Here is a 16,322-nt window from a genome sequence, read left to right on the forward strand (position 1 = left end):
ATTACACCTTGAAAAAATAAGTCACGTTATTTTAAGAACGCGGCTTCACGTTCCCACTCGCATTTCACACGCAAATCACCACTATTAGGCACATGGCAACCACGACTAATGGGCTCCCAATTAAACGTATGTTTACCGCTTAGTTCTGTTTCTAAATGAACGGTGGCACTTACCCAATACATTTGGCCAAGTAGCTCTTCAAATTTTTGCATCCAGCGCTCCCATTCGTACTCAACTGCACGATAAGACGCTCCAAAGTGAATCAGCTGAGTGTGGTATGAGCCACTAAAGACATCTAAGCCAGGTAAGGTGAACATATCACCACATAAAAATGGGGAGTTTACATCAAGGGTTTGAGGTAAATCGAGCAACGCGCCGCTGTTGACCATGCGTCGTTTTTCACCGTCAGACTCTGGAGCCGACGGTACATCCTTGATAATGCCATAAACGATAGACTCTTGATCCACTATCGATCCTTTTAGTTAGTGATCACTGCGCTGCTATTAAATACCAAAATTAATAGTAATGCGACCAATCTCTATTTAACCAAATACAGAGCGCCAAAAGCGTGAATCATCTAACTCTTTTTGACAATTTCGTAACTGAAGGCGATACATTTCACTGCGTTTTTTTACTTTTTTGGCAATTTTTAATAGCCAAGGTTTATTCTTATAAGTGCCGCGAGAAAATCCGCCTTGGCCTTCGTGATAAGCCAAGTACAAACTATAGGCATCATGGGGGCTCACTTTATTACGAATAAGAGTTTTATGGTTATACCAGCCAATAAAGTCCACCGCATCTTCAAAGTCGTCTCGATCCGCGCCCCAGTTTTCGGTTTTTTCTTGGTATTCATACCACGTACCGTCTAGCGCTTGCGCATAACCAAATGCACTTGACGCGCGACCCGTTGGAATAATCCACAACAGCCATTCCCAAGGCGGGCGCGCATCATCAACAAATTTTGATTCTTGATGAATAAACGCCATCGTCACATGATGAGGAACCCGCCAACGCTCATACACCGCATCCGCTGCAATATACCAATCGTAATATTCATCATAAATTTCACAAACATTGTTGATGTTTTTGGGTGGCGCAGTGGTACAAGCTGCGAGCAATAAAACAAAACTGATGAACACAGACCTAATTAGCATGATTAATACCGTGCTCAGTTAACAAAGCTAAAAATGCCACTTCGTCAAACACTGACACGTCTAAATCTTGTGCCTTGGTTAATTTAGATCCGGCTTTTTCACCAGCAACCAAACCGTGGGTTTTCGCACTCACGCTGCCTGCCACTTTTGCGCCTAAACGCTCGTAAGTAATCTTTTGCTTGATCACGCCCCATACTGGCAAGCGTACCAGTGACCACAAACGTTTGGCCAGACAATGGCAACTGGGAAATGTCTTTTTTCTCAATCACTGGCCAATTAATGCCGATGTTTAACAAACCATCAATAATTTTTTGATTATGCGGCTCGGCAAAAAAGCTTAAAACATGTTCTGCCACAATGGGGCCAACATCATCCACTTCAAGCAATGTTTCTAAATCGGCTTTTACCAGTATTTTTAAATCTAAAAAATGATTTACCAAGTTTTGCGCAGTGGTGACACCCACTTCACGAATACCCAAAGCGTATAGAAATTTAGGCAGTGTCGTTTGTTTACTCACCTCAATAGAAGCCAATAAATTGTGCGCTGACTTTTCACCCATGCGCTCTAACTTCATCAAGCTTTCTAACTTAAGAGAGTACAAATCTAAAAAGGATTCGATTAAACCTTCATCCACCAATTGCTCGACCAACTTATCGCCTAGACCATCAATATCCATGGCCTTGCGCGAAGCAAAATGCTTAATGGCTTCTTTGCGTTGGGCTGCGCATACCAAACCACCACTGCAACGCGATACGACTTCACCCTCGATGCGTTCAATATGTGAATCACATACTGGGCAAGATACCGGAAACACAATTTCTTTAGCATCCGCTGGGCGCTTACTTACGACCACATTTACTATTTGAGGGATTACATCGCCTGCACGACGAATCACAACTGTGTCGCCAACCATGACATCTAAGCGGGCGATTTCATCCATGTTATGCAATGTGGCATTCGATACCGTCACGCCACCAACAAATACGGGCTCTAATCGAGCAACTGGGGTAATCGCACCTGTGCGCCCTACTTGGAATTCAACATCTTTTAATAAGGTCATTTCTTCTTGTGCAGGGAATTTATGGGCAATTGCCCAACGCGGTGCTCGTGAAACAAACCCAAGCTGTTGCTGTAAATTAATATCATCCACTTTAAACACGATGCCATCGATTTCATACGCTAACGTATTTCGCTTTCCTGCAAGTTGCTCATAATATTCAAGGCAACCTTCTATTCCTTCTACCACACGCATTTCAGGGTTTATCTTAAAACCCCAAGCCGAAAACTGATTTAGTATGTCACTGTGCTTGGTTGGCATTTCGCCACCGTCTGCTCGGCCCAAACTATAACAACAAAACTCTAACGGGCGCGCCGCCGTAATTTTAGAATCTAACTGACGCAAACTGCCTGCTGCTGCATTACGCGGGTTAACAAATAACTTTTCATCACGAGAAAGGGCTTTTTCATTAAATGCATTAAAGCCTTTTTTCGGCATATACACTTCACCGCGTACTTCTAATACAGCCGGATAATTTGAGCCTAATAACTTTAAAGGGATACTTGGAATAGTACGAATATTTTGCGTAATATTTTCCCCAACGGAGCCATCACCGCGTGTTGCAGCGCGTATAAGCAAGCCGTCTTGATAAAGCAGACTAACCGCAATGCCATCAAGCTTAGGCTCACACGCATAAGAGACTGCATCACTTTGTTTTAAACGATCACTTATTCGTCGATTAAAATCTCGCATATCTTGTGCATCAAACGCATTATCCAAACTTAACATAGGCACTTCGTGAGTGACTTGCTCGAAATGTGGTAACGGTGACGCACCAACGCGCTGAGTTGGAGAGTCCGATGTTAAAAGCTGAGGGTGCTTTTCTTCAATGTCTTTCAAACGATGAAACAAGCGATCATATTCGGCGTCAGGAAGCTGAGGGTCATCTAATACATAATATTGATAATTCGCTTGGTTAAGCTGCTGATGCAGTTGCTCAACTTCAGTCGTTAATGCTGCATCATTAGAACGAGAAGACGATGACGAGCCATCTTGCGGCTCGTCAAATAAAGAAGGTTGATCAGACATAGTTGTATTCTCGCTAAACTACTTTTTATGCGATAAATGCTTGCGGGAAAACTCACGAACACGATTACGATAATGCTCTAGCGTTTGTGGCGTTAAACCACTATGGGTATCGTCATGTAAGGTGGCATCGAAATTTCGAGCAAACACTAACGCTACCTCAGCCATGGCATCAAATGCTTCCATTGGTTTATCAGGCCCCGGTAAGCTCATAAACAAACTAATACCAGGTGTCACCAATTCGCTCATGTTACGTGTATCAAACGTACCGGGCTCAATGGCATTTACCACACTAAATTGAATCTTGCCTTGGGCATTGGCTTTTTCAAAACGATGGTAAATCCCCATTTCACCATGGCGCATATCACATACTTTGAATACATGCTCAAGATCTTGGCCGTTCAAGCATTTACCGCCTTGTCTTAAAATATTGATAACAAAAATTTCTTCAGCCGCTTCACGCTCTGATAATTTTTCGCCGACGGGTAACGCCTGTACATCTTCGATGTACTCCATCAATAAATCGGGTTTGACTGGTGCGATTTCGATTTCTTCTTCGATCGCGTAAATAGGCTCGTCTTGTAATGTTTGCTGAATACGCTCAGGTAATACAAGCTCATGCTGCTTTGGAGGATTAGGGTCGACTTTTTGGCCAAGCTCAACAGGCTCCATCAATACCGGAACCGGCTCCTTGTCATCCAATGTAATCTCATCTTGCGCGTCGACTAGCGATTCACTTTCACTCACTTGAGGCTTTGCATCCTGTTTTGCTTTCGCTAGTTGCGCAGCCAAGGCATCTTTACTAATACGTTTTGATGAACGTGAATCCGCTTGGCTTAATTCAGAACTTTGTTTGGCTAAAACAGTTGATGCTCTTGCCACTTGGTCCGAATCGGATTGGTTAACCTTAGCGGTCACTTTTGCCTGATTGCGTTTAGCCACGATTTGATCACTATCTTGTGCCGCCAGTACATCATCACAAGCGGTGAAATGCTCAAACTCGTCTTCTGGTGCATGGACACTTGGTGTCTCTTTAGCACGACTAGCAACGGCACGATCAGCCGTGGAATTGTTAGCCTCATACTCAGCTGCTGTCACTTGATTTAGTTGCGGCTCTAAAACGTCAAACACAGGAGGCGCAGCACGGTTTACATCAACTGCGCTGTCTTGTTGTATTTCTTGCGACTGCTTTTCAACCTCTGGTTTAGCTTCGAATTTTACAGAGGCAAAAGATTCGCTAAATTCTTCACTAAGGCCGTGTTGCAACAGCTCATCTTTGATTTCTAAGTCATCAAAAACAGGCAGGTCTTCGTTCTCAGACATTACATCTAAGCTATCGTAACTATCTAGCGTTTGGTCTAGTTGATTAGCACGTGCTGCACGTACTTTTTTGACGCCATCCCAAACAATAAAGCCGATGACGATCACACCAACCACTAGGATAAAACTGTGTAAACTAATATCCATGAGTTATATTCTTTTTCATTTAAAAATTTAATGTTCGGTTAGTTCAACCGCTTCTTCCATGTTCACGGAAACAATTCGGGATACACCCGGTTCGTGCATGGTTACACCCATCAATTGTTTTGCCATTTCCATGGCAATCTTATTATGGGAAATATAAATAAACTGTACTTGTTCGCTCATGGCTTCTACTAAGCGAGCATAACGGCCCACGTTCGCATCATCCAATGGCGCATCCACTTCATCAAGCATACAAAACGGTGCAGGCTTCAAACGGAAAATAGAAAAAACCAATGCAATGGCGGTCAATGCTTTTTCGCCGCCCGATAACAAGTGGATAGTGCTGTTCTTTTTGCCCGGTGGACGCGCCATAATAGCCACGCCCGTATCCAATAAATCATCACCGGTTAATTCTAAATATGCATGTCCGCCGCCAAACACTTTAGGGAACAATTCTTTCAAGCCAGTATTTACTTTATCAAAAGTTTCTTTAAAGCGGGTACGGGTTTCTTTATCAATTTTGCGGATGGCATTCTCTAGTGTTTCTAATGCTTTTTCCAGATCAGCGTTTTGCTTATCAAGGTATTCTTTGCGTTCAGATTGCGTTTTATATTCATCAATCGCGGCAAGGTTAATGGCGCCTAGGCGCGTAATACGTTGCTGAATTTGTTCTAACTGTAATTGGCACGCCTCAACACTGGCATCATCTGTCAATTGTTCAAGTATTTCGTCTAATTCAACTTCGTATTCAGCCAATTGCTCTTCAATACCGCCGCGGCGCGTATGAATGGTTTGATACTGCATACGACTTTGTTCGAGCTGCGAACGCACACCTTGCGCTTTTTGCTCAAGCTGCTGACGATTTTGTTCAACGTCTCGAATTTCATTTTCGATCAATTCTTTTTTGCTGCGCGATGCCCTCATGAGTTCTTCAACGTCTAAACGTTGTTGCATCATCTCTTCATATTGCGCTTTTAATTCTTCTACTGGACTGTCGCCTTGATCTTGTTGCTCAAGTAACTGCTGCTCACGCTCTAACAGTTTTTGTTTATCTTGTTCGTGGCGACTAATGGCATCCATCAATGTTTGACGTTGATGCTGTAACGTTTGCACTTTTAATTGCTGTTGATGGGCTTGGTCTTTTTGATGGCGCGCTTGCTGGCGAATATGATCAAGTTGCTCACGACACGCATCTCGTTTTTCTAATAACTGTTCACGCTCTTGTGTGTAGTGCTCCATATCTTGCAACGCGTTTTGCCACTGCAAACGCGCTTCTTCTAGATATTCTTGTTCTAATTCTTTTGATTCTTTTTGCTCAGTTATTTCGCCTAACAACTGATTACGACGGCCGACCTGTTGCTCTAAGCGCACTTTTTCAGCATGAATAGTGGATTTATGATCACTCAATTGTTGCGCGGCAAGATTCACTTCACGCTGTGCATTATTACGCTGTTGTTCAAGTGTATTAATGCGCAAAGAGGTGGATTCTAGATCAGCATCTAACTCTTCAACTAAGGCATCTAAGTCATCTTCTTTCGCAATCAATTCTTCTAATTCTTGTTTGCGAGCCAGCACACCAGATTGATCATCGCCTGAGCGTTTAACTCGAATCCAATTTGGCCCTAACCAGATACCGTCTGGTGTAATCACACTTTGGTTGCCTTGCAAGCGTGCACGTAACGCTAATGCCGCGGCTAAGTCATCAGCGTATAAAACATCATTCAACCATGGCACATTGGCACCCGAAACTTTGCTGGCTAGGCTGCCAGCAATTGCCGCTTCAGACGTTTGGTTATCACTTTCAACTAAGGTCATTTGACCTTGGTTAAGTTGCAACAAACGTTCGGCGTATTGATCAATTGACGGCACCACAACGGCTTGTAACTGCTCGGCCAGCACCGTTTCAACCGCTTGCTCCCAACCGCTTTCAACTTGCAGATGATCAGCCAAGCGTTTGTTTTGATGTAACTGCTGACTTTGCAACCAGCGGCCAGATTCGCCGTCGGTGCCTAATGCGGCTTGCTGCAGCGCTTCAAGTGAGGCTTTGCGACCCATAACCGATTGTAACTGGCTACGGGATTCGTTTAATTTTTGCGACAACGTTTGTTGTTGCTCACGAGTATCTTCAACTTGCTGCTGATATTGTGCTGAGTCTTGTTGCTGCTGCTCAAATTGCAATTCTTTTTCAGAAAGCTGTTCATCGAGCATGGCAAGCTGCTCTTCTGCTTCATCACCAATTTGCAGTGATTCGAGCTCACGCTGCAATCGCTCAATACGCTGCTGAATTCGGGAAATATTTTGCTCAAAGTTTTGTATTTGAGTTTTGCTGACTTCAGCTATTCGTTGAGGCTCTGCACTTTTTTCGTTGAAGTTATCCCAAGACTGTTGCCAGTTTTGCATGGCCTCTTCGGCCTGCATCAAGGTTTCTTGGCTCGATTCTTCTTGCGCTAACATCAATTCGTTTTCTGGCTCAAGCTCCATAAGCTGTTCATCAAGCGCTTCTAGCGCTAATGCGTCGTCTTCTTCTTGTTGAGCAACCGATGTTTTTGAATCTGTTATTTCTTGCAAGTCACTATTAAGCTGCAATGAACGCTGACTTTGGAATTGAATGCTTTGCTCTAACCGACCTAAGTTACCGCCAAGCTCATAAAACTGCGCTTGGACTTTTTCAAAGTCGTCGGTTAAATCCACCAGCAAAATGCGCTTTTCTTCAACTTGGCTTTCGTCTTGAATTTGTACGGTGAGTACTTGTTCAAGTGCCAGCTCTTGCTCGGCAATCACTTGGTTTATTTGCGTCAGCTCGGCGTCCATGGTGCGCCAGCGCATGGCAAATAACTGAGCACGAGTTTGACGTTCATCTTCTTTGTAATTTTTGTATTTTTCAGCAGCCTCGGCTTGGCGCTGTAGTCGCCCGATTTGGCGTTCAAGCTCATCACGAATATCACTTAAACGCTCTAGGTTTTCAGCGGTACGACGAATGCGGTTTTCCGTTTCACGGCGGCGCTCTTTGTATTTTGAGATGCCCGCGGCTTCTTCGATATACACACGCAGTTCTTCTGGCTTTGACTCAATGAGTTTTGAGATCATGCCCTGCTCAATAATCGCGTAGCTGCGTGGACCAAGGCCGGTGCCTAAGAACAGGTCGGTCACATCACGACGGCGGCACTTAGTACCATTGAGATAATAAATAGACTGACCATCACGGGTCACTTTGCGCTTGAGGGAGATTTCGCTGTATTGGGCATATTCACCCTGTAGCTTGCCTTCACTGTTATCAAATACCAGTTCAATACTGGCTTGACCCACGGGTTTACGCCCGGTTGAGCCATTAAAGATAACGTCTGTCATGGCGTCGCCACGCAGGTTCTTGGCGCTGCTTTCACCCATAACCCAGCGTACGGCATCAATGGTATTCGATTTACCACAGCCATTCGGGCCGACGATACAGGTCAGATTAGTTGGAAATGGTATCTTGGTTGGGTCAACAAAAGATTTGAACCCAGCAAGCTTAATGGACTTAAGTCGCACACTGCGCCCCTTTTTATTATTAGTGCTCTAGGGCATCCATCATGATGCTTAGCAAATGATCGCCGTAATCTTTTAACGCTTGTTCTACTTTCGGCACATCACGTTTAACCACGCCTTCTAGCAATTGAGCAAAAAAGGTCATGCTGTAACTTAACGCATTATTATCAACGGTTAAAGCCATATGATAAGCACGGTGAATAGCGGGCTGTAAATCTTCTAAGATGCCTTCTAAGTATGGATTTTCAGCTAATGGGTAGGCCATGCGCATTAAGTCAAAACCCGCTTTAACCACACGTTCGGGTGCTTCTGGGTCGGTGCTATTGGCAATAGCACGCATCTTTTGTAATTGTTCGATCAGTGGATCTAATTGACCTGGCTTCCAAGTATTAGCCACTTTGGATGCAAGCACGATCAATAAAATAATATAAGTTTCGTATAACGCCGCAACGTTCGACTTATTCATCTCGGCCACCATGGCACCGCGACGAGGCATAATATCGATAAGGTGACGCCCTTCAAGAATCAACAGTGCTTCACGCACAGAGCCACGACTGACTTCTAAATCGTTGGCAACTTTGAGCTCTTGAATACGCTCTTTTGACTTTAATTTACCTGTGATGATTTGATCACCAATATGCTGGGCAATTTGCTCAGATAAACTTTCCGGTGCTTTAAAGCTCATGTGGCCCAAAATCCTGTATAAAATACAAACAGTGTTAACCTGATCCGCAGGATCAAAGGCCTTAGTGTACCACATAACATATAATTGACTACGGCCTAACCTCGCTGTTTGTGAGCCTGTTCCTGCCTGTGCTAGATCATAAAAAGGCCCTATATTTGTTTAAAAAACAAACACAGGGCCTAATCGTAAGTAGCTTAGAACAACTCTCTCATTCAACGTTAGTTGATGCTAATATCAATACGCTTTGGCTGCTCCTGCTCAACCTTTGGTATCTCAATTTCTAAGACACCATCTTGATAACGTGCTGCGATGTTTTCTGTATCGGCTTTATCTGGCAAAGTGAAATTGCGCACAAACGATCCATATGCTCGCTCGACTCTATGTACCTTACCTTTACTCTCTTCGTGCTGACTGTGGCGCTGCCCTGATAGCGTCAGGACATTTTCATGCACACTAATGCTAATTTGATCTTTGTCCACACCCGCAAGCTCTGCATGTAGGTGATAACTTTGTTCGCTTTCAGAGACATCCACCACCGGATGCCAATCAGCTTTTGTCATCGTCTGCGTACTGGCTTTTGTCTCTTGCGGGCGATAACGGTTTAACACAGCTTCCATTTCAGTGAATGGGTCCCAAGTTGATAATCTCATGTGAGCCTCCTATTCATTTGTATTACGCTCACAACCGATATAGGTTTTAAATAATCTTTTTCAAGTATCAATTTTCATATTTTTTGAAATAAATACTTAAATTATATTTTTTATTTGGCCAGCGAGGTCTCATTATTTATGGCATAACTTTTGTTATTAAGGGCGAACAATAAAACTTCAAGTCTAATTTTTTATACTTTGTTAGTGCCATAAAAAAACACGATATAACAATTCATATCGTGTTTCAGTTTGAAAATGCAGTCGCCGTTAAGCGTTAATTTGTATTGTGGCGCTCATTAATGAGTACTTGCACAACCGACGGCTCTGCCAGAGTTGATGTATCACCTAAACTGTCAATTTCATTAGCGGCAATTTTTCGTAAAATACGACGCATTATTTTACCACTACGGGTTTTTGGCAAGCCTGCCGAAAGTTGAATAATATCCGGGGCGGCAATTGCGCCAATCTCCCCTCTTACCCATGTTTTTAATTCCGCTTCTAACTCGGCACTGGGTGCAATACCGGATTTTAAAATCACGTATGCATAAATACCTTGGCCTTTAATGTCATGCGGGTAACCCACCACTGCCGCCTCAGCCGTGTCTTTGTGTGCTACTAGGGCGCTTTCAATTTCTGCCGTGCCCATGCGATGCCCAGAAACATTGAGTACGTCATCCACTCGGCCGGTTATCCAGTAATAGCCATCTTCATCACGGCGCACGCCGTCACCTGAAAAGTATTTACCCGGAAAGGTTTTAAAGTAAGTATCAACGAAGCGCTGATGATCACCATACACGCTGCGCATTTGCCCAGGCCAACTGTCTAGTATGACTAAGTTGCCTTCACATGGGCCCTCTTGCACCTTACCGTCGCCGTCAACAATGGCAACCGACACGCCAGGCAATGGCTTAGTCGCCGAGCCTGGTTTTAAATCCGTGGCTCCCGGTAGTGGGCTAATTAAAATGCCTCCAGTTTCTGTTTGCCACCACGTATCAACAACAGGACACTGACTATTACCAATGGTTTTATAATACCACTCCCATGCCTCAGGGTTGATCGGTTCACCCACACTGCCTAACAGTTTTAAACTGTCACGCTTGGTGCCTTCAATGGCTTTTTCACCATGGGCCATCAAGGCACGAATCGCCGTTGGGGCGGTATACAGAATATTTATTTGATGTTTATCAACCACTTGGGCCATACGATTAACGGCAGGGTAATTAGGCACACCTTCAAATAAAACCGTTGTGGCACCATTGGCCAATGGACCATAAATCATATAACTATGGCCGGTGATCCAACCCACATCAGCTGTGCACCAATAAACATCACCTGCATCGTAATTAAAAACATGCTCATGGGTATACGCGGCGTAAACAAGATAACCGCCCGTTGTGTGCAACACACCTTTAGGCTTGCCTGTACTGCCCGATGTATACAAGATGAACATCGGATCTTCTGCGCTCATGGGTTCACACGGGCAGTGATCATCAACTTGCTTAAGCATTTCGCCGTACTCAACATCACGACCTTCTTGCCAATTTACATTAATACCCGTGCGCTTAATCATTAACACTTTTTCAACGCATTCGGTGCCTGCTTTATTTAAGGCTTCATCAACGCTGGCTTTTAATGGGACGGTTTTACCGCCACGCACGCCTTCATCTGCTGTGATTACCCACTTGCTATGACAATCTTCAATGCGCCCCGCTAAGGCGTCCGCACTAAACCCACCAAACACCACAGAATGAATCGCACCGATACGGGTACACGCCAACATTGCTAAACTGGCCTCTACAATCATGGGCATATAAAGCGTCACAACATCGCCCTTTTGCACGCCCATTTCTTTTAAAATATTGGCAAAGCGTGAGACTTGTTGATGCAGTTGCGCATAGGTAAGTTTGGAATCATCTGTAGGCTCGTCACCTTCCCAAATAATGGCAACATCATTGGCTTTTGTTGGCAAGTGGCGGTCAACGCAGTTATGGCAAACATTTATCACACCATCATAGAACCACTTGATGTGTAGATCGTCGGCAGCAAAATTGACATCTTTTATTTTTGTGTAAGGTGTAAACCAATCTAAGCGCTTACCTTGCTCGCCCCAAAAGGCTTCGTTTTCTTGCATAGAGTGTGAATACGCTTGCTGATACTGCTGTGCATTCATATGCGCATTATCAGCCCATTTTTTGGGCACGCGATGGATCGGGTAATCGCTCATGAGGTATCCTGATATTGTTATTTTTGTTATCTATTGATCACCCCATTTAACCGATTCTATCTTGTACATTCAACCAATAACGCCAAAAGTTCGCATTAATACTGTCGCTATTTACTCCCTATGTTGACCTCTAACACCCTAGTACCAGTATTTGTAATTGCTACACTGCCAGCAGAAACTAAAAGGTACGTTTATGGACACGTTAATCAACAGCCAAGGGCAGGTACATTATGGTGTTTTACCCACCAGCCCGACACACATCAACCACTTAGATTTTGATTTACGCAATAATATGGATAACGCCATTAATGGCTTTCGTAAAAAAATGCGATTTAATCAATTTCAATTTGTTGGCCTAACCGGTGATGATCTTATTTTTGGTGTCGCCATCGTTAATCTAAAATGGGTCAGTAATTGTTTTTTGTACCTTTACCAACCCAGCACACAAACCTTTAAAGAATACTCATGGTTAAAACCGTTTGCGATGTACACTCAAACCGACACCCAACCCAACAACGGGCATTGGTCATTTAAAAGTGGCCACAACCACATTCAAATAACCAGCAACGCACACACGCGTCATTTAAAAGTAAGCTGCGGTAATGAATTGAATGTTGATGTCATGATTAATGAAACACAATCCCCACTCGATGTATGTTGCCGTGCGGGTTACAACGGATGGGTGTACACACAAAAAAATACCGCACTGCCGTTTACTGGCCAAATTCAATGGCAAGGGCAAGACATTCAAACGCAAGATTTACTCGCCAGTGTAGATTGGTCTTGTGGTTATATGCGTCGCGAAACGTTTTGGCACTGGGCAAGCTTAAGTCACAAAACTCAAAGCGGCGATGTCATTGGTTTTAATTTAGCCGCCGGTGTGAATGAAACCAGTTACACCGAAAATGCACTGTGGGTGAATGGTGAGATGATCAAACTCGACCGCGCCGAATTTATATTTGATCGTAAAAATCGCATGACGCCTTGGCAAATAGAAACCAGTGATGGACATATTTCACTCACCTTCACGCCCGCTGGTGAGCGTAAAGAAAAAATCAATGCCGGTTTTATGGCATCAAATTTCACGCAAGTATTTGGTCGATTTAATGGCACGATTAAAAATGCACAAGGTGATGTGATTTCCATTAAGCAAGCCACTGGTTTTTGTGAGGATCATTTTGCTAAGTGGTAATACACTTAATAAGCAGGTGGGAACTACTCCCCCTGCTAATCCTGCGGGAAAACAAATGTAATTCAAAGAGTCTGCCTAACATTTCTCTGTCTTATATCTAAAGATTTGACCAATTTCGTTAAGGAGACCATTTGTTAAGGTAGCCACTTACTGGATTACAAAAAACATCCGTATAAGCCTTAAATTTATCGCTATTGCGAGTCATAGTGTTACTAACGGAACAATTAAATATTCATAAAATAACTGTGTTAGAAAAATGATTAAAGCCAATTGTAGTGGTACGGTGAATTTGTCCACCGGACACATCAGCAGAATCATGAAAAACAAACCAGTCATCATCGCTTTGTGTCACTGGCGTTAGCGCCAAATATTCACACTCACACATCCCGCCATCAGTGTATTTACAATCCACACAAGATCAGGTGAAATATTGAAGAATTTGTTTGATACTTAATTCCATTTAGTTTATTTCCCTATTATAAATTAATACATATTCAGATTGTATGTATTATCAATTGAGATGACTATTTTCCGGTGCTTATCACAAAGCTCATCCCATTCATTTAAGCTTTTTAGGGTGACGAATTTCTTTTGCAGAAACGAGAATATTAATTTTTCCTGTCTAATATCTTTATTTTCAATCGCTATATCCGACATAGACTCTATCGTGGCACATATTCCTAGTACACTTGCTGACTCATGAAACCTCTTAACTATTTCCTTATCAATTAATACCTCTTCTGAAAAAGAAGGGGGAATAAAAATTAACAATGTTAATAATGGTAATAATTTCATCATCTGTTTATTCCCCTTCTTCTCAGTAATCGTTTGGGCTTAAGTAATATGCTCAATGTACTCATCTGTAAACATTACCCTCGTATTTGTATCTAATATCGAATAGACAGCTTCGGCCCGATTTTTCATTCCCTTGTCTCTTGTCTCTTGTCTCTTGTCACTAGAATATCACAATGAGAACCATTAAATACGTGCTCACTATCAGCGAATCTAGATCCTTTTTTGAACACTTTTTTAGAGTCTGGCCAATAACCAAAACCTTCTAATAGGGAGAATATAATATGTAAATCCTCACCAATAGTCATATGGCTACCTGAAGCCCCCATCTGCTTCCACTGCTCTGAGAAAATTTCTTTATTAATTTTTTTTAGGAGTAACAGCATGTCTTTCAATGATCTAGGACCCTCACTTCCCGCAGGGATTGCCCTAGAGATTGCTTCGTCTATAGTGGAAACTGCTTTCGTACCAGAAAGATTGTTCAATATGTCAGGATTCAGACCAAGTTGATCCCTCATGATTTTCATTTGCTCAAAGGGAATTAAATTATTAAGTAAATTTTTATCAATTAAATCTGGATTTGGGTTTGTTATGGTATCCCATACGCTTTCAGGTGATTCTTGTCGGTATTCATAATCATAAATACTATGAACAAAGTAAAGGTCGTTACTTATAGAGCTAATAAGTTTTAGCCTATCATGACACCTTTTGGTGAGAGAATTACGTGTTACTTCTGAAACTTGAGCTGCACTAAAAGGATATATATAAGTATTTAATTTTTTGGGGCTTATTAGGTGAGACATAAATTTATCTAGACGACCCTCACTTAATTCAATTATGACATTTGAGTCAAGATACACTCTTACAGGTTCACTCATACTTATTTTTCCCCTGCGTGTATTAGGAAGGGTGCTGCTTCTTTTGTATTAGCATAATTTGACACCACCTAACCTTTAGATAATAACTTAAGGTAATATTTCAGTATTTCAATTTCAGCTTCAGCCGTCATTTCAATAAATAAACTGTAATCATCGGTGGTATGAGCAGTGTCTAATGCCTCATAATAAGCGAGCCGATCTTTAGCCTTAATTACTACAGGCAAATATCCGCTACGCATTAGTTCAAAATTCATTAATAGTCGGGCAGTTCGGCCATTACCATCAATAAAAGGATGAATCTTTACAAAATCCGTATGAAGCCGAGCTGCCATTTCGATAGGGTGAAGATTATGTTTTTCATACTGCTTTACTAGAATTTGCATTTCGTCTCGAACTTTTATGTGGTCTGGTGGGGAGTGATCCGCTCCAGAAATGACCACATTCTGATTACGATAAACCCCAGCATTACCATCATCAATTTTTTTAAGTACTAAATTATGGATAGATTTAATTAGCCGTTCACTGAACTCCTCTTTCTTACTAACAATATCTTCAACATAGTCAATTGCTTCTTTATGATTGATTGCTTCGAAATGTTCAACCATGGACTTCCCACCAATTGTAATACCTTCAAGCACTACTTTGGTTTCTTTTAAAGTTAATGTATTACCTTCGATTGCATTTGAGTTATAAGTCCAATTTAGGACTAATTGCTCATGAAGACTTTTTACCGTATACACAGGCAAAGGACGTAAGGCATCCAATTCCGATTTTAATTTATCTAACTCGTTAAACATTATAATTATCATCCTGTATCTAACAGATTTTTCTATTCGAAACTGGCCACGGGGAAGAATTGCCCCTTCCGGAAGATATACCTGCCAATATCCAAAGGGACTCAATCCAAACATATATTTAACCTTGATAGTCATATACCGTTTATTTTGAAATCCGTAGTCATTATTTTTCCCTCAAAAATAGGTTCCACTCGTCAACTTGGTCAACCTTTTGGGGTCTTCACCGTGACCACCGCTGAATAATACCCCCGGTAAAGGAAAGTACCATCCCCCTGCTTTGTACCAACAATCACTAAACCAATCATATATGATTGAATTGATTATAGATTGAACGAAAATATCGTTATCCAAGTAATGGGAATTATCAATTTCAAGGAAAGTCGTCAATGAATCTCACAAAATCTTTGCATATAAGAGGGTCTTCACCAAATATGGAAACCAGTGGAAGTGGATTCTTGTCATCTAGGTCGTCAAGACATGCTGGATTCGCGTCTAATGGATCTTCATCGACCACAAACTCTATGTCGCTATCTAAGTCATTGTTCAAATCAATATCACTAGATTTAACTGCAATAATATAGTCGTGCAACTCATCAATTAACCGATCTGTATAACCGTCAACATGCTGTGTATATATATTTTCTATTGCACCACTTGATAGATTTTCGGGGAGTTTTCTTCTTTTTCTCATTAAATTCACCTATATTCTGCCACATCAGCTCGATTGATATATTCTTCGCAGAGCATATTTGTCGTGTTTGTTTTGATGGGTTCTTGCTTTGTTTTTGTCATACTACGTCTGCATCTAGTTCATCGTCGCTTATTGTGTAGAGCGCTTCAAGTGTTCGCCTTATACCAGATATATCTACATCAATTC

General features: G+C 42.2%; 12 protein-coding genes and 1 pseudogene. 1 reads left to right on the forward strand and 12 read right to left on the reverse strand.

The window, feature by feature from the left end; genetic code table 11:
* Positions 1–26: 26 nt before the first annotated feature.
* The 8 genes and pseudogenes from ACU6U9_RS11115 to acs all read right to left on the reverse strand — a co-directional run bounded on the left by ACU6U9_RS11115 (position 27) and on the right by acs (position 11,786).
* Positions 27–467, reverse strand: a complete 441-nt coding sequence (locus tag ACU6U9_RS11115) for a hypothetical protein (RefSeq protein ID WP_446735115.1) — start codon at positions 465–467, stop codon at positions 27–29.
* Positions 468–542: 75 nt separating this feature from the next.
* A complete protein-coding gene (locus ACU6U9_RS11120; protein ID WP_446735116.1) occupies positions 543–1,154 on the reverse strand; it encodes a transglycosylase SLT domain-containing protein in 612 nt (203 codons plus the stop codon).
* Positions 1,144–3,241, reverse strand: a pseudogene (ligA, locus tag ACU6U9_RS11125) (NAD-dependent DNA ligase LigA). The gene ACU6U9_RS11120 and the pseudogene ligA overlap by 11 nt, the downstream one beginning before the upstream one ends.
* Positions 3,242–3,259: 18 nt before the next feature.
* Positions 3,260–4,705, reverse strand: a complete 1,446-nt coding sequence (locus ACU6U9_RS11130; protein ID WP_446735117.1) for a cell division protein ZipA C-terminal FtsZ-binding domain-containing protein — start codon at positions 4,703–4,705, stop codon at positions 3,260–3,262.
* 27 nt (positions 4,706–4,732) lie between these two features.
* On the reverse strand, positions 4,733–8,230 hold the full coding sequence (gene smc / locus ACU6U9_RS11135; RefSeq protein ID WP_446735118.1) for a chromosome segregation protein SMC: 3,498 nt from the start codon (positions 8,228–8,230) through the stop codon (positions 4,733–4,735).
* 19 nt (positions 8,231–8,249) lie between these two features.
* A complete protein-coding gene (locus ACU6U9_RS11140; protein ID WP_446735119.1) occupies positions 8,250–8,912 on the reverse strand; it encodes a GntR family transcriptional regulator in 663 nt (220 codons plus the stop codon).
* Between the two features lie 218 nt (positions 8,913–9,130).
* On the reverse strand, positions 9,131–9,562 hold the full coding sequence (locus ACU6U9_RS11145) for an Hsp20/alpha crystallin family protein (protein WP_446735120.1): 432 nt from the start codon (positions 9,560–9,562) through the stop codon (positions 9,131–9,133).
* Between the two features lie 274 nt (positions 9,563–9,836).
* On the reverse strand, positions 9,837–11,786 hold the full coding sequence (acs, locus tag ACU6U9_RS11150) for an acetate--CoA ligase (RefSeq protein WP_446735121.1): 1,950 nt from the start codon (positions 11,784–11,786) through the stop codon (positions 9,837–9,839).
* A 193-nt stretch (positions 11,787–11,979) separates the two neighbouring features.
* Between acs and ACU6U9_RS11155 the strand changes: the two genes are divergently transcribed.
* Positions 11,980–12,978 carry a DUF2804 domain-containing protein gene (locus ACU6U9_RS11155; protein WP_446735122.1) on the forward strand — a complete coding sequence of 333 codons (999 nt, stop codon included), beginning with the start codon at positions 11,980–11,982 and terminating at the stop codon, positions 12,976–12,978.
* A 483-nt stretch (positions 12,979–13,461) separates the two neighbouring features.
* Here the strand turns inward: ACU6U9_RS11155 and ACU6U9_RS11160 are convergent, their stop codons facing one another.
* The 4 genes from ACU6U9_RS11160 to ACU6U9_RS11175 all read right to left on the reverse strand — a co-directional run bounded on the left by ACU6U9_RS11160 (position 13,462) and on the right by ACU6U9_RS11175 (position 16,136).
* On the reverse strand, positions 13,462–13,776 hold the full coding sequence (locus tag ACU6U9_RS11160) for a hypothetical protein (RefSeq protein ID WP_446735123.1): 315 nt from the start codon (positions 13,774–13,776) through the stop codon (positions 13,462–13,464).
* Positions 13,777–13,898: 122 nt separating this feature from the next.
* Positions 13,899–14,648 carry a hypothetical protein gene (locus ACU6U9_RS11165; protein WP_446735124.1) on the reverse strand — a complete coding sequence of 250 codons (750 nt, stop codon included), beginning with the start codon at positions 14,646–14,648 and terminating at the stop codon, positions 13,899–13,901.
* A gap of 68 nt (positions 14,649–14,716) precedes the next feature.
* The gene (locus tag ACU6U9_RS11170; protein WP_446735125.1) at positions 14,717–15,559 is read right to left on the reverse strand and encodes a Fic family protein; all 843 of its coding nucleotides are present in this window, start codon (positions 15,557–15,559) and stop codon (positions 14,717–14,719) included.
* 256 nt (positions 15,560–15,815) lie between these two features.
* Positions 15,816–16,136 (reverse strand): hypothetical protein, encoded by a 321-nt coding sequence (locus ACU6U9_RS11175; RefSeq protein ID WP_446735126.1) that lies wholly within the window; start codon positions 16,134–16,136, stop codon positions 15,816–15,818.
* Positions 16,137–16,322: the final 186 nt, after the last annotated feature.

Source organism: Pseudomonas sp. HK3, assembly GCF_052920985.1.

Bases quoted from the DNA above. Each gene is read 5' to 3' on its own strand.
- ACU6U9_RS11120 (WP_446735116.1), bottom strand. From the start codon at position 1,154: ATGCTAATTAGGTCTGTGTTCATCAGTTTTGTTTTATTGCTCGCAGCT.
- ACU6U9_RS11130 (WP_446735117.1), bottom strand. From the start codon at position 4,705: ATGGATATTAGTTTACACAGTTTTATCCTAGTGGTTGGTGTGATCGTC.
- ACU6U9_RS11140 (WP_446735119.1), bottom strand. From the start codon at position 8,912: ATGAGCTTTAAAGCACCGGAAAGTTTATCTGAGCAAATTGCCCAGCAT.
- ACU6U9_RS11145 (WP_446735120.1), bottom strand. From the start codon at position 9,562: ATGAGATTATCAACTTGGGACCCATTCACTGAAATGGAAGCTGTGTTA.
- acs (WP_446735121.1), bottom strand. From the start codon at position 11,786: ATGAGCGATTACCCGATCCATCGCGTGCCCAAAAAATGGGCTGATAAT.
- ACU6U9_RS11155 (WP_446735122.1), top strand. From the start codon at position 11,980: ATGGACACGTTAATCAACAGCCAAGGGCAGGTACATTATGGTGTTTTA.
- ACU6U9_RS11160 (WP_446735123.1), bottom strand. From the start codon at position 13,776: ATGATGAAATTATTACCATTATTAACATTGTTAATTTTTATTCCCCCT.
- ACU6U9_RS11165 (WP_446735124.1), bottom strand. From the start codon at position 14,648: ATGAGTGAACCTGTAAGAGTGTATCTTGACTCAAATGTCATAATTGAA.
- ACU6U9_RS11170 (WP_446735125.1), bottom strand. From the start codon at position 15,559: ATGTTTGGATTGAGTCCCTTTGGATATTGGCAGGTATATCTTCCGGAA.
- ACU6U9_RS11175 (WP_446735126.1), bottom strand. From the start codon at position 16,136: ATGAGAAAAAGAAGAAAACTCCCCGAAAATCTATCAAGTGGTGCAATA.